The sequence below is a fragment of the Moorena sp. SIO3I8 genome, from assembly GCF_010692325.1.
Classification (GTDB): Bacteria; Cyanobacteriota; Cyanobacteriia; order Cyanobacteriales; family Coleofasciculaceae; genus Moorena.
The window spans coordinates 24,369-39,462 of sequence record NZ_JAAHHW010000035.1 but is presented as its reverse complement, the minus strand read 5'-3'; the positions used below and the strand labels follow the sequence as shown (position 1 = coordinate 39,462).

Sequence of the window (15,094 nt, the reverse complement as noted above, 5' to 3'; positions counted from 1 at the left end):
GAAAAAGTGCTTCCTACCTGGTAACCTTATACCCAAACTGAGACCATAGGATCCCCCAAAAGGTTAACTTTTTGTCTTAGCAGCACGCCATGCTGATGTCAATCTGCCTAGGTTAGTGCTGAACTCTTGCCAACCAAAAAAAGTTCCTGGTATATCTTCCTCCCACGAAGCAGAAAGAACACCATAGCTCAACCCCAACACACCTAGACCAAAGCATCCCATACTCACCAGAATCACTGCCACATGGGGTAACTCTACCCCAACCTGTGTGATCAATAAATAGCTAACCACAAATGTAACTATCCCTAAGAAACTGGGAATACCGCACATTAGAGCCATCCGACGCACCATCCGTTTACTGACCACATCGGGGATTGCCATTGAGTCCTTTGAGGCTGCCCTTGGCAAATCTTGCTTCTTATCTTGTTTCTTATCTTGCTTGACAGTAGTTTGACTGGGTTTTTCCTTTGGAGTAGCTTGGGGATTTGTTGATGAATTTTGGGCTTTAGGGTTCTTTTTGCGCTTTTGACGTGGTTCAAAAGGCAATCGCTCCCGTGACGGTTCAGTAGACATAAGCTCTTTTCAACTAGGGTCCGTTCAACTAGGGTCTAACCCCGAATACCTAAGCGCTCAATCAATTTTTGATACCGTTGTTGATCGTCTTGACGAATATAGCTAAGTAAGCGCTTGCGGCGACCGATCATCTTCAATAATCCCCGTCTAGACGAGTAATCTTTTTTGTGGCTTTGTAGATGGAGACTTAATGTATTGATACGCTCAGTCAGGATAGCCACTTGCACCTCTGCCGAACCAGTGTCAGTTTCATGAACCTGGTAGCCATTAATAATTTCAGTTTTACGTTCTTGAGTTAGACTCATCGATAAAGTTTAATTAGTATAAGTCAACAGTTTTCTATTCTATCACCATCAAGAAGGGATTCAATTCCCCGAGCGCCGCCTATCTAACCACTGTTGTAGGATGATAGCAGCAGCGTGACGGTCAATCAGTCCTTTATTGTGGGTAAGCGATCGCTTACTCGCCTTGAGTCGCGATTCAGCCTCCCAAGAGGTAAGCCGTTCATCGATATACTCTACCGGCAGCTGGAGTGCTGCTGCTAATCGCCTAGCCAATTTTTGCACCTTTCGTGCCTGGAAACCCAGGGTTCCATCCATCGAATAAGGTAAACCTACCACCAGTACCTGCACTTCTCTGGTTTCAACTAACTCTCGCAGTTGGTCAACATCCCGCTGAAAGGAGGTACGCTCAATGGTAGTTAAACCAGTAGCAATCAAACCCGTCCCATCACAACCCGCCACACCAATACGTTTGCTTCCCAAATCCAATCCCAGTGCTGAAATTCTTTCCATAACTTAAGCTCCTATGCTATCCATTTTTAGTCAAAGAGCGAATTTGGGGAATGGCACATTAGGTATGGGGCATCTGTAAATTAGCTTTTATAACCCAAGTGGGGATAACTAACTACTTCTGCGGTGAAGATTTAACTGACACCCTCTCCTCTTGAGAGACTACACTGGAGGACTGGGAAACCCCAATGGAGACCTTTTTTACCTTAGCACGGTGTTTCTTCGATGGGGATTGTGACCAGGATATGCGGCTGGGGATTGGAGTTCGAGCTGGCTGTAGCCCCTGAAGCACATCAGATAACTCAAAAGTAACAGACTTGGTTTCCCGCAACTTATGCCAAACGGAACGGGACATCAGCAGAGTATGCTCAATCCGTTCTGCTCCCAGCTCAGCTAGATACTCTTCCTGCTCAGCTTGATAGTCAGCCGTTGCCAGATTTAGGGATTGGGAAGGCAGTTTTTGAGCAATCCGTGCTATCTGAGACAGTAACTCTGGATATAGGTAATTGTAGGCTGGATGAACTGTTAACTCAGCTGAGTTGGTACGGTTACCATCACGGCACAGTCGCAGCCGAAAATAGCCAACGGCGACTTTACGCTGTGGTTCAAATACATAGGCACTGATTACTTCAGTATGATTTAGCCACTGCCACAGTGAATCAATGATTTTCCGTGACATACTGGTTTGAAAATCCTGAATATGGCGGTCAAAAACCTTACGCACTATTGGTGGCATTGATGCCGTATCCAGCTGATAGAGCAACTGAGCATCTGCGTTACTGACAGGCAACAGGTTCGGCAAATCTGGTTCACGAACCGCCAATTTTTCCAGCAGTTTTGGCTCAATCGCCCAATAGGTCATCTGAGCTAGGGGCTGGAATCCGTTTTGCCGATACAGAGCCAGTGAACTTTTATGATTGATATTGACTTCCAATAACCAAGTTCGCGCTTGCCAAATTTTTTCAAAGCAATAGCGCAACAGAGCCGAGCCAATGTCTCGAGTTGCCAGGGTGTTACTTACTAGAGGAGTGTTGGCATCAACTAACACCTGCTCCACCCGCCAAGTACTACGGGTGTGATTAAATGGGGAAATTTTGATCAGTCCGCGCAGCTGTTGGAGTTGCTCAGCCACATAGATACAAAAACTGTACTGGTAGGGGTTGGGAAACCAACTCAAAAACTTCAGCAACCAATACCAGCGTCTAACTTGCTTAAGTGGCTGTTGGTCAACTGATGGGCAGATCTTACTCTGCTCATCAGTTGCCTGTTGCAGTAGCTTCTCAATTGCTGCCAAATCATGGTATTGAAATGGGCGGATCAAATTCTTCGGGTTTTCCGAGACAGGTGAAGTCATTTTGGGTACGGATGCCATGAAGCTGCTCGCTCTGTTTGACCCATGTTCTTGCGCTGTAACCTACATTGGCAAGACTAGGGTTACTGCCAATATATTAGCTATTTTCCCATCATCCCAGTTGTGACAAGACATATAATTGACACTCCTCGCCCTAAAAGGACGAGGATTCTTGAGCTAATCACAGCCCTTTTAGGTTCCCCTTACTCAGGTCTTACACGATTATGTCCTATTCCGTTGCAAACTAGAATATCACTTAATATCTAGAACCCCTGCATGTGGATAGTTCTCCAAGCTTTTACCCAAACTTCTTGGGAAGTTTCCGTATGCCCTACGGTACTTTTGCTATTGAGTTAATCATTGAATTGCTATTCTGATTGAGGAAAATCAGCCTTGTACGAATTTTGGCTCGTTTGAACTCCTAGCAAGAGCAATTACACCGTTTCTTGTTTTTCAGAAGGTTTTTAAGCTGAGTTATCACCTACAAACTCAGTTCCTCTTGGATAATTGTACCAAAAGTCCCCCTAAAAGGGGGAGGCTTTCAACCCATTTATTTCGGTAATATTAGGTGCGCTTTCCGGATTAGGTGCGCGCCTGCTAGGCCGCGAGCAATCCCTCGCGGCCTAGGGTCGCACCTATCGGCTTTCGCCGACGCGGGGCGCGAACGGGCGCGCACCTCCAGTTGTGTTTCTTGGGTTAACTCCACCAGTGGTACGGTTGAGTGTTGAGTGTTAATCGTTAACGGTGGGGTCTTGGGTCAACACTCAACATATGTAAGCATTCAGCGTGTCGCGTATCAGCGTGTCGCGTATCAGCGTGTCGCGTATCAGCGTGTCGCGTATCAGCCAACAGCCTGTGGCCACACTACTTGAGGAGCACACCGCAATTGAATCAAATAAACTGACCGCTGACTGCTGACCACTGACTTCTGAATACTTACCAACATAGTCTCAACGTAATATAGGCACGCCCCTATCTAGCTTAGTCTTGTAAGGCTTAGTCTTCATCCATTATATTCCCTTTGTCTACCCGTTCTAACTGCCACAGAATTTGATTACCTTCACGCCTGACCCTGGACACAACCCAGTTGCGCCAAGACCAGTGGTTCCCCCGACTGGTGACAGCGCTGGCGTTGACATCCATTAAATCCGCCAGTTCAGAACTACTAATCAGGTAGCCTTGGCTGGCAATTTCATCTGCGATGTGTAGAGTTTCTACCAGATTACGCAGTTGAGCAACTCTCACCTCGCGGGGTAATTCGTCAGTAGTACTAACAGAAGAAGAAATAGCTGATTCCATAATTAAAACAGAAGATGATATATATCGATGAGGTGGAAATGCTCGATTATATAGTTTACGTAAGCTAACCGATCAGTAGTATGGGAATCTGATATCCCTGTTACTATCTTTGGTGAAAGATTACCACCGAAGATAAAGGTTTAACAAAACCCTCTCTCCAGCAATCCCTCATAAGACCCCGATCTGTCTTGCCTAAAATTAAAACACTATTAGCTAAACCGTGAGAAGCCCCGCACAATACCTGATAGGGTAAGTGTCGTATGGGAAGCGCGGGGCAAGGGTCGGAACGTCGAAATGCCAATGCGATATACTACCGATAGTAGGGAAAAACAAATTAAGAGCTAACCGCCACCTACGTGCCTGTACCTTTACAACCTGGAATATGGGGTGACCTTCAGAAAAAACTTGATAGTTTGAGTTATCTGTGGATGGGTAAAATTCCAGCAGTACTTTGGTTAATGAACTTTTTTTGTATTGTTCCGGCGGGTCGGGGCATCCCGGAGGCGAAACCTTAGAAGAGGGCAGCCTTAATCATAAAGTTTTAACCCTTTACCCATAGCCGACTAACCATAAAGGCCAGAGACGCGCGCCTTAGACAGGGTCGCCTTATAACAATAGCCTTAACCCTTTTACCCATAGCCTGCCGACCATAAAGGCGACCCTGTCTTACGGTAACTTCAAACCCTCTTCTTGCGGTAACTTCTGACCGTGTCGTTAATAAAGTAACCCGTGTAACCTAAGCAGTAGCTGGTGTTGGTAAGAAGCCCGCACTGTCCAGTGCTTGGCAGCGTCGGGAGTATGTCACTAAAACACTACTAGACCAATCCGGTAAGCCCCCCACAGCAGAAAGTCGTGAGCTACGAACCCCTACATCACAAATATCGTCCCCAGAGATTTGCGGATTTAGTGGGGCAAGATGCGATCGCAAAAACCCTAACCAATGCCATCGAGAGTGAGCGCATTGCCCCTGCCTATTTGTTTACTGGCCCTAGAGGTACGGGAAAAACCTCTTCGGCACGGATTTTAGCTAAGTCTCTCAACTGTCTCAAGAGTCCTTTGCCAACTCCATTTCCTTGTGGTGAATGTCACGTCTGCCGTGAGATCGCTGGTGGTTTATCCTTGGATGTGACTGAGATGGACGCAGCTAGTCATACCGGCGTAGATAAGATCAGGGAAATCATTGAACGGGCTCAATTTGCCCCAGTCCAGTGCCGCTACAAAGTGTATGTGATCGATGAATGCCATATGCTTAGTACCGCAGCCTTCAACTCCCTTCTCAAAACCCTGGAAGAACCGCCGGAGCGGGTAGTCTTCATCTTGGCTACCACAGACCCTCAACGGGTATTACCCACCATTATTTCCCGCTGCCAACGTTTTGATTTTCGCCGCATTCCCCTAGAGGCAATGGTGTCTCATCTGAAGGCTATTGCAGTTAACGAAAATATCGCTATTACACCAGATGCCTTAACCCTAGTGGCACAAGTGGCTCAAGGGGGGCTCCGGGATGCAGAAAGTTTGCTAGATCAACTGAGTTTGTTAGATGAACAGGTCACGGTAGAGCAGGTTTGGGATTTAGTGGGGGCAGTACCTGAACAAGACTTGCTGGCATTGCTAAACGCGATCGCATCTTCTGAAGCAGTAGCAGTACTAGAACAATGTGGCTATCTGATCGATAGAGGTCGAGAGCCCCTAGTTATCCTACAAAATCTCGCTAGCTTCTACCGAGATTTGTTGATTGCTAAAACTGCTCCTGCTCGTAATAATTTATCAGCCATCACCCTTCCAACCTGGCAGAAGCTGTGTGAGTTAGCTAAACAGCTTGATGTGGAGAGTATTTTACGTGGTCAACAGCATCTAAAAGACAGTGAAGTTCAGATCAAAAACACTACCCAGCCCCGTCTCTGGTTAGAAGTAACCCTAATGGGTTTATTGCCAGCGGCTCTTGCCTCTCAATCCGTAGAAACCTCACAGTTATTCCCTAAAAATCCATCAGTCAAACCCTCAGCACCTTCGGTTAAACCTAGGCACCAGCCTAACCTAGCACCAGTTGGGAGACATCAGCTCAGAAAAGAGCGGTACAATCAACCAACCTCTTCCCCAGATCAGACTACTCCTAAACCAGAGCATCCAAGTAAACCAGCTCAGAAGCCAAAGACTCAGGAAACTGAGGAGCCTAAGCCTTCAGAAAGGTTAGGGTCTCAACCACACCCGGACACCTCTACTAATGGCATACCCAAAACCCCTGATTTAGTGACAACCTCAACACCGAATCAGGAAGTTTACCATAGCGCTAGTGTTAATCGAGACAGCGACCTTAGCAACCAGCCATACGAAATCGAGCAGGTTTGGCAACAGGTCATTCATAATATTGAACTGGATGGCTCTAGAGAAATACTGCGTAGCAACGGCTGTTTATTAGCTTTCAATGGCCGAGAGGCATCTATTGGCATCAAAAAGAAGGGTGTACAAAAGCTCATACAAGGAATGTTGCCCCAAATTCAAAAGGCATTTGCCAAAGTCCATCCAGGTCATGTGAAAGTTAATTTTCAACTAGTAGGAGCACTCCCCACCCAGACCGCTCCTCAATCAAGAGTGACCCTACCAGCAGTACCAACTCCGAAATTACCTCCACCAATCACTACCCCAGAAGCACCACAGGAATCTTCAAGCAGCAAGGGGGATTCAAAGGGGGATTCAACGGAGGCCAAACTAGTTGTGCCACCTAGCACCAGTGACTCTTCAAAGCCAGCAGTAAACCCCTCCCCCCAACCATCCCAGCCACAAAACCTTGCCCCTCCTAGCAATTCTGAAACATCTGAAGCAGTGGACACTGTATTATCCAGCCCAGTATTATCCAGGCCAGCATTATCCAGGCCACCGTATGATTTCTCTGACTTAGACTGGGATGCTGATCAAATAGAGCAAGCTTTAGGGAAAATTAAAGATTGTTTTGGCGGAGAAATTATTGATTTAAATGATGATATGAGTAATAATGAAGTCATGGCCAAAGAGCCATCAGTAGAGTCGTTTGTCAATGATACTCAGGGTAGCTTTGACCAAGAGCAACCCCAATCATCAGTAGCCGAAAATCAACCTGATCCAAGACCGTTTTATATCAAGATTCAGAATAGGCCGCAAGAGTTAGAATATGATGAAAATGGTGAACTACCTTTTTAGAGTTATGATAAATTTGGTAATTGGTAATTACTAATTGGTAATTTATAGCGTTAATCGCACTTATGAGGTACAGTCTTTTTTGACGGTGATTCCCTTAAAATCATCTTTCTTATTCCCTTTTATATTTCCCCTACTGGGAGGGGTTAGGGGTGGGTTACTTTTGCATTAAAAGCATAAGCAATGTCGCTCAAAGGTTGCTGAGAATTGCTATAAATTCTTAAGCTCATAGGCGAGGCAAAATTTCTGGTAATAGCTGACCGGGAACTTTGGAAAGGGCAAGGCTTTGTCCCGCAGGACCATTTTCCCGAGAGAATGCCCGAATAGTGTGGATCAGGTAGTTCAGAGAAATTTGGTAGGTTTCGGGTTGATCAACTGTACCCATACAAGCTTGCACATGTTGGTGTAGGGCAGCTTCTAAATGAGTTAACTTAGACCCTTTGGTTAAGGAAAATTGTGGCTGTGTGGCTAGCTGGAAATGCACTAGCCCCAAGTTGTTGTAGGTAGCTATAATATCAAAGTTAACTGGTATAGGCGATCTATTCTGGTTAAGGACTTGGTCAGACGGGTGTGGTTGATGTCCTGCGATCGCAAGAGCATTTTCATAAGCCCTTATACATTGCTTAAAGTATTCTGCTTGTGCCCCATATTCCTCCTTTAACTGGTCGGCTAAGTGCCAGTAGGCGGTACCCAGGTTATTCTGGGTTGCAGCATAGCCAGCTGGGTCAACCTCTGGTTTCCGGTATTTGAGAGCATCTTTATAAGCAAATATCCCTAGCTTCAACCAGACTGTTGGTTGTTCGTGCTGGGCAAGACTCCAGTAAGCCGTACCCAAGTTATTTTGAATCATTGCCCAATTTTGAGGATTGGCTGTGGTGTCATGATCACAGATGGCTTCTTGGTAGGCTGCGATCGCTTTCTTTAAATTAGGCACTGGTGATTGATGTTGCGCTAGATTCCAGTAAGCCGTTCCTAAGTTGTTCTGGGTTGAAGCATATTTAACCATGTCATGATCAGCACCGCTATAGCGCAAAGCTTCTTCATAGGCGCGAATAGAATTTTCCAGATTTTTAGCTAAGTCTTGGTAGTGGCCTAACTCTCCATAAGCTGTTCCCAAATTATTCTGTATCATGCTAAAAATTTCCGGAGATTGTTCCGCTAAAAAGTCAGTTAGTGCTATTTGATAGCATTTAATCCCTTGCTCTAAATAAGAGACCATCAGGTTGTCATTGTTCGGACAACGAGATAGCATCCAGTAGAAATTTCCCACATCATTGAGGATAGCGGATTCTTCTATAGGTTTGAATTTTGACCATTGCAGCGCCTGCTCATAAGCCTGGATTGCGATCACTAAGTTTTCCTCAGAGGCATCTCCCTGTTCAATCAGGTAGCGATAATGATTGCCCAATTCAAGATAGGTTTGGCCTGTAGATGGTTTTTGAGTTCCAGGTGGCAGGTGGTTTAGTTCGCAGTTATCTTGTGGTGTTTCAGTTTCAGTTTCAGTTTCAGTTGCCGGTGGCAGGTTGTTTAGTTGAAAGTTATCTTGTGGTGTTTCAGTTTCAGTTGTAGGTGGCACGTTGTTTGGTTGAAAGTTATCTTGTGGTGTTTCAACATTAAAACTTTCAACTGTCAACACCTCCTCTTGCCCTGGTAGTGTCTCCACATCTTCCTGACCAGGATCGATTACTGTTGTTGAAGGGGGTAATGTGTAGGAAGCTTGTGGTGTATCAGCCACCCCTTGGGATAGGGGTGTTGGTTCTCCTTCAAACTCAAAGAAACCAGTGTGCTGTTGCCAAAATTCTGGTACGGACTGCTGAATGGAATAAAACCAAGGTCGTGGCAACCAGAGCAAGAAAGTCAGTTCCCAGTAGCTGAGATTATGCCCAATTGCCTGTAAATGCCTAAGAAACAATCGTTGCAGTGCTGCGGGTTGCCGTGTTAAGTTTTCTATACCCAGAATCTGAAATCCCGGTATACTTTCAGAAGTATAAGATTCCTGATGGTCGGTTAACCATTGATTAATCTGAGCTAGGGGATTAGGCTCGCTCAGATTTAAATTCAAGCTGACCAACTTTGGGTAACCTTGGTGGTTCCTTGACCCGTTTGCTGCACATAAGCCTAACTCCCGGTATAATTGATCTGCTAGCTGGTTGCGCAGATTCAGGTCATCACACACTGCCAAAAAAAGCTGGCGGCGCAGACCAATACTCAAAGCGAGTTTCAAACGTTGATAGGTTTGCCGATTCCAACTGGAAATTTCTTGATTTGAGGCAATGTCCGTTACTATCATGCTGGCATAGGTGTCAGAGCAAAGGGATTACATATCAACCTTTTCCTGCTTTTGTTGCCTAAGTCAGGATTGAACTTGAATATTCTGTGATCATCGCTTAATTTATCAGTAGTTAGCACTCAGGACGATTTTAAGGGAAGTATTGTTTAATTATCATTACAAAATAAATTACCTCTTCCCATTCTCGGTAATGCTTACAAAATCATAGTTTTTATTTTGTAAAACAGGTAATTGTTATTGTGTGACTACTTACAAATGACTTAGCATTGCTATATCCGTATTTATAACGATTGTTTAAAAAACATACTATATAAAAATCATTAATTTTTACCATACCTATTACCATAAAATTAGTCAACAATAGATTAAAGTATATCGCTGTTTACTAAATTATCGTAAGCATATGCGCTACGCGCACGCTACGCGAACAGCAATCAGCCGTCAGCCGTCAGCCGTCAGCCGTTGGCGGCACCTCAAGTATCGTCGTGGCACAGGCTTCGACGCTGGGACATAGCCCATAAGCTAAATCCTTAGTTTTATATTAATTAGTTACACATATTTTTAGCTATTTACTATTTCCGATTCCCGATTCCCGATTTCCGATTCCCAATTCCCGATTCCCGATTCCCGATTCCCAATTCTAAATTCTAAATTCTAAATTCTAAATTCTAAATTCTAACTTCCCGATTCCCGTTCCCCTCCTGGGAGGGGTTAGGGGTGGGTTCCGATTCCCGATTCCCTATTCCCTAGAAATGATTAAACTCAATCAACATTTAATAACCTATTTAGGTAGCTGCGCCTTATCTGCACTGGTGCTATTTCCCGGATTAGCTAAAGCTCAGGTTCAAGTTTCTCCCTTAGTTATTGAAGAAGAAGCAGAACGAGGTCAAGCCAGAGGTATCATCAACGTCACCAATCGCAGTAATAAAGCATTTCGAGCCCGTGTCTATGCCACACCTTTCACCTACGATGAAAATGGGTTTGAGGCATTGGAATCTAGCTCTAATGATTTAACCCCTTATCTACAATTCTCCCCTCGTGAATTGGTAGTAGAACCAGGAGTAACTCGCCGCATCCGAATGATTTACCGCTTTCCTCCTAGTATGGAGAAAGGGGAATATCGGGCAGTGATTTTCACAGAAAATCTGGAACATTCCCAGAATAACCGTGGTGGTGTAAGTATGGGCATTGTACCTCGCGTTGGTGTCACTGTCTATGTACGTCATGGAGACAGGACTTACGCAAGTAAGTCCTGAACTATAAACTGTTTTGGGTGGAGGGAAGTCGTGAGGAAGTAGTTCCCATGCACAGCCACTCCGGCTCCAATACAGAATAGCGTTGACTATTTCTCCTCTGATTACTGTTCGTTTGCGACCTCGCCCTGTTACCGATTTAGCTGCAGGCAGCAGGGGTTCAATTAGAACCCACTGCTTGTCCCTAAGGTCTGTTGGATAAGCTTTGCGATTCATTCACTTCACTCACTCGCTCTTCTAATCACTTCTCATCTTCAAGTCTCACCAGCTTCTTTCTTTAATCTTTTTTTTATAGATACCCTCTAGCGGCTATTCCCAAGGCAGTTATCGTAATAATGACTAGGGATTTAATCAGTTGTTTGGACATGGTAATTGTCTGGGATAACGTTACGGTTTTATATCCGTGTTATTCCCCTGTTACCATCCAGATTATTACCAAAAATCTATAAAATTTATATAATTATTACTTTTTATTAATTACTAGTTATTAGTAGCTGATAGCTCCCATGTAGCTGAATGCTTATATAGCAGTTCTCATAAGTAATGAGGTAAACAATATTTTTTACCTACTCCCTACTCCCTACTCCCTACTCCCTACTCCCTATTCCCTACTCCCTGCTCCCTGCTCCCTGCTCCCTGCTCCCTCAAAAAATGTCCCTCAACCCATTAATTGCTATAGATATTGACAGAATAATTAGCTGATGTTAGATTATTATAAATCAACGGTTTGTTGGTAAAGTCTCCGTAGTAAAAATCTGCTCAAGCCGATTCCCACGGAGACAACTAAAAATATAGAGTTTAATTGCAGTAACATCAATTACCTAGGGGGATAGGTGGATGGCTTCCAGCCAATAGTTGAGTTTAGTTAGCTGTAGCTGTAACCGTAAACTTAAAGGCGTAATCACCGCATTTAAGGGGTAAAATTACCTCGATCAACATGTCAGCTTCAACCTCGAATTTGCTAGGAGGTAAATTTAGTGGTTATGCTGCAGGTTCTCCCATATTACGCTCGATATCGCCAGTTGTTGGACGATCAATCTCAACAAAATAAACTCCATAGTTGTAGGTCTCGGCGGTGTCTAAAAGTTCTTCAGATAGAGGATTCATCGCCATCAAGTCTCCAAGAGAGACAGTTGATGGGGTATTACAAACCATCAAACCTGTAGCAGCATCACCTGGGTTAAGAACAGCTAATACTTCGGGAGCAGGGTTTATTAGAGTACCAGGTTGAACATCTATAAAAGAACAGGTTCCCTCTACTGTGCCCTCAAATTCAAACTCCTGCTCTATAGTAGCAGAAGCAGGAGGACCAGGAGGTACCTGAGCAAAGGCACTGGTAGCACCAGCAGCAACACCTAAAGCAGTCAATGCGGAAATAAATAAGGATTTACCGAATTGGTTTCTCATGTCCTTTATCTGGTGGAAATAAACTGTTTGTTTGTAATTTTTTTGTAATTATATTGTTTCCTAATTTCATAACTGGATACATCCGGAAAGATACCGAATTTAAAAATTCAGTGAAGTTAATTAAGGTGGAGAAAAATACGGGTAATAATGGAATAGGAGTGCTACTGCAATAAACCAGATGTATCAAACCCCTTAGTTACTGTTAGATCTGACCAAATTGGAAAGTCTGTATGTAGTTTCCCTTAAAAAATTTAGTCAGCATTTAGTCAGCTCATAGGTGTTGGATGAAAATTATTTCACTAGCTTATCTAGCTGTAACAACTCTCTTGTCTTCTTTGATTACCATAACTTCCGTTGTTGCCCAAACACTAGCACCTGAAATACCAAAACCGGAAGTCGCCGCCACTACCTCTAGCCCAAGGCGAAACGATAGTGATCAATTGATTATTCTTCCTGTGGGGGTAAATCTGGGAAAACAGAATGTGATTCCTAGTACCTTAGTGCGGGGATTTGAAGATGGTTCCCAGGCAATTAATTTTGAAAAGTGGCTGATTCCCTTAGATGATGTGATTAAGGGCTTGAAATTAGATGTCAAACCCTTAGAAGATGGTCAATTAGAAGTGCGATCGCCTGGTTTAGTCACCCGCATCAATCCAGAAGAATTACCAACGGACCCAGAATTAGGATTAGTCATTCCCGTCAAAACCATCCAAACTCTTCTAGGAGTTCCGACGGAGTTTGACATGATTGAATACGCGATTAGGTTTAATCCCCCCTGGTTGAATATGCGGCCCAAAGGTCGGCGAACTCCAGAAATCCCAGTCGTACTGGAAGGATTATCTGAGATTGATGCCCCTGCCTTTAGCATATCCGCGATCAGACAACGGGTAAATATTAGTGGCAGAGGGGGTGGTAGCAGTTCCGTGTCTAATTCCACTAACTATAGTGGAGAATTTACCACCGTCGGCACCTTATTAGGAGGTAGCTGGTTTTTGAGGACTCGCCAACCGGATTTAACCGATACCGGGACGTTTCGGTTACAGGAAGCCCAGTATTTTCGCCAAACCGATGCAGCGGATTTTGTCCTAGGTTCCCAGCCCACCTTTTGGCGAAGTCAAGGAACAGGTCAATATTGGGGTGCGACCACTATCCAGCGCTGGGGATTTACCCCACCCTCATCAAGAGGTGGATTTAATCCTAGCCAACGGTTGCAAGCCAATGACATTAGACGCAGGGTTACTGGGGAAGCTGAACCGGGTACATTAGTCCAGCTGACCCAAGGTTTTAATGATGTAGTGGTGGATGAAATCCTAGTGGACTCCTCTGGGGTTTACCGCTTTGAAAATGTCATAACTGGACGAGGCGGTAGCAATACTTATCGCGTCTTTCTATACCCAGATGGACAGCTTACTGCGGAACCGGAAATTCGAGAGGCCAAATTCTCTACTCTACCGGGTCAATTGACCAAGGGAGCCTCTGCTTTAGTTGTTTCCACTGGCTTGAGTCGAGAATCGAGCCAGAATGGGAATTTCTTCGGTGAGTTTATAGACGTGCGGGGGGGAATTGCCTATCGCTTAGGAGTCACAGAAGACCTGACCTTGGGGATGGGGGTGGTTTACGACGAGTCAGTGTTGGGGTTAGGGGAACTATTCTATCAACCTGCTGGCTTTCCCTTAAAGGTAAAAGTGTCGGCTCTTTTGGGTACAGAGGATGAGGAGATAGACTATGATGCCAGTATTAACTTCCAACCCTCTCCTAAGCTGAGCTTTAACTTCAACAGTGATAGTCTAGCCCAGCGGTTTCGGGTCAACTGGCAAGTCTTTAGTGGTTTAACCTTGAGAGCCAGTGGAAACACTCGGGAAGAAGCCTTAGCTGCTGGTATGAGCATTTCCCACACTAGCCAAGATTTCTCACTCTCTGCCAGTGCTGACATCGACACCAATAATAACTTGCGCTGGAGTTTGAGGTCTAACCTGGGAAGTCTGATACTCTCCCATCGAGGCAATGAAATCACTACCAATTCAGAACTGATCTATTATTTGTCCGATAGCAGTGCCTCTAAAGGACATTCCCTGCTACTGGGTTACGAAACCCGGGATTCCAATAACCGTGATGATCACCTGGCTCGCTTAGCTTGGCGCTATCGTTCTCAACAACAGTTTAGTGATGGTCGATATCTCTGGGACTTGGATTTCGCCTATGGCTTTGGTTCTCGCGGTAATGGATTGATTGCCTCAGCTTCCAGTGCGGTGATTCCCGGATTAGTATTGCGGTTACGTTATCAAGAAATATCTACTACCTCTGATGGCAGCACCTTCAGGATTGAACTTTCTCCCAATATCAATGTCCAATCAGGGATTAGCGCTGCCGACACCCGCTTTGACCGCTTACGCAGCCGAGGGGGATTGTTAATTCAGCCTTTCTTTGACAACAATGGCAATGGTAAACGAGATACAGGGGAAGAGATTTACCTCGAAGAGCCGGATTTACTTTTACTGCTGAATAATAAATCGATTACCTCTTTTCGACCAGACATTCGCAACAATGGGATTTTTGTCAAACTCGACCCTGACACCTATCGCCTCGACCTTGACCCTGCCGGATATCCCATCGACTGGAAACCTGAGGAATCAGCTTATGCAGTGGAGGTGGTGCCCGGTAGCTATACTCCAGTTACTGTGCCAATGGTACTATCCTACACGTTTGCAGGTGTAGTCACTGATGCTGCGGGAGAAGCGGTGGAGGGGGCGAAGGTAGAAGCAGTACCAGTTGATTCAGGAAAATCGATTTTTTCGATTACCAACGGTGCTGGGGTCTTTTATTTAGAAGGCTTGCAGCAGGGTAAGTATAATTTACTGATTAATGGTGAATCGGCTCAACCGAATCAAATTGAGATTAAGCCAGATTCCGAACCTTTCCAAGAACTGAATTTATCGATACTCCTTAGTCCTTAGTC

Annotated in this window: 10 protein-coding genes and 1 pseudogene; 3 read left to right on the top strand and 8 right to left on the bottom strand. The window is 44.8% G+C overall.

Features of this window, described 5'->3' with window-relative positions:
* Positions 1-63: 63 nt before the first annotated feature.
* The 5 genes from F6K51_RS15715 to F6K51_RS15695 form a co-directional block, all read right to left on the bottom strand.
* On the bottom strand, positions 64-573 hold the full coding sequence (locus tag F6K51_RS15715; RefSeq protein WP_293021643.1) for a PAM68 family protein: 510 nt from the start codon (positions 571-573) through the stop codon (positions 64-66).
* Positions 574-608: 35 nt separating this feature from the next.
* Positions 609-878: a 30S ribosomal protein S15 gene (gene rpsO, locus F6K51_RS15710; RefSeq protein ID WP_008188496.1), complete on the bottom strand. Its 270-nt coding sequence runs from the start codon at positions 876-878 to the stop codon at positions 609-611.
* A gap of 60 nt (positions 879-938) precedes the next feature.
* Positions 939-1,367: a Holliday junction resolvase RuvX gene (gene ruvX, locus F6K51_RS15705; protein WP_293021640.1), complete on the bottom strand. Its 429-nt coding sequence runs from the start codon at positions 1,365-1,367 to the stop codon at positions 939-941.
* A 112-nt stretch (positions 1,368-1,479) separates the two neighbouring features.
* Complete coding sequence (locus F6K51_RS15700) at positions 1,480-2,718, bottom strand: GNAT family N-acetyltransferase (RefSeq protein WP_293021638.1); 1,239 nt, start codon at positions 2,716-2,718, stop codon at positions 1,480-1,482.
* A gap of 993 nt (positions 2,719-3,711) precedes the next feature.
* Entirely contained in the window at positions 3,712-4,014 is a 303-nt protein-coding gene (locus F6K51_RS15695) for a hypothetical protein (RefSeq protein WP_008188499.1), read from the bottom strand.
* Between the two features lie 852 nt (positions 4,015-4,866).
* Between F6K51_RS15695 and F6K51_RS15690 the strand changes: the two genes are divergently transcribed.
* The gene (locus F6K51_RS15690) at positions 4,867-7,191 is read left to right on the top strand and encodes a DNA polymerase III subunit gamma/tau (protein WP_293021633.1); all 2,325 of its coding nucleotides are present in this window, start codon (positions 4,867-4,869) and stop codon (positions 7,189-7,191) included.
* A gap of 223 nt (positions 7,192-7,414) precedes the next feature.
* Here F6K51_RS15690 and F6K51_RS15685 read toward each other — a convergent pair whose 3' ends face one another.
* Positions 7,415-9,478 (bottom strand): tetratricopeptide repeat protein, encoded by a 2,064-nt coding sequence (locus tag F6K51_RS15685; RefSeq protein ID WP_293021631.1) that lies wholly within the window; start codon positions 9,476-9,478, stop codon positions 7,415-7,417.
* Between the two features lie 752 nt (positions 9,479-10,230).
* Here F6K51_RS15685 and F6K51_RS15680 point away from each other — a divergent pair.
* Entirely contained in the window at positions 10,231-10,734 is a 504-nt protein-coding gene (locus F6K51_RS15680) for a hypothetical protein (RefSeq protein ID WP_293021629.1), read from the top strand.
* 12 nt (positions 10,735-10,746) lie between these two features.
* Here the strand turns inward: F6K51_RS15680 and F6K51_RS38455 are convergent.
* Together F6K51_RS38455 and F6K51_RS15675 are read right to left on the bottom strand one after the other, a co-directional pair.
* Positions 10,747-10,947 (bottom strand): annotated as a pseudogene (locus F6K51_RS38455) (transposase); the annotation flags it as partial.
* Positions 10,948-11,712: 765 nt separating this feature from the next.
* Positions 11,713-12,138 (bottom strand): hypothetical protein, encoded by a 426-nt coding sequence (locus tag F6K51_RS15675; RefSeq protein WP_293021627.1) that lies wholly within the window; start codon positions 12,136-12,138, stop codon positions 11,713-11,715.
* A gap of 284 nt (positions 12,139-12,422) precedes the next feature.
* Between F6K51_RS15675 and F6K51_RS15670 the strand changes: the two genes are divergently transcribed.
* Positions 12,423-15,092, top strand: coding sequence for a carboxypeptidase-like regulatory domain-containing protein (locus F6K51_RS15670; protein WP_293021624.1), 2,670 nt, complete (start codon positions 12,423-12,425; stop codon positions 15,090-15,092).
* Positions 15,093-15,094: the final 2 nt, after the last annotated feature.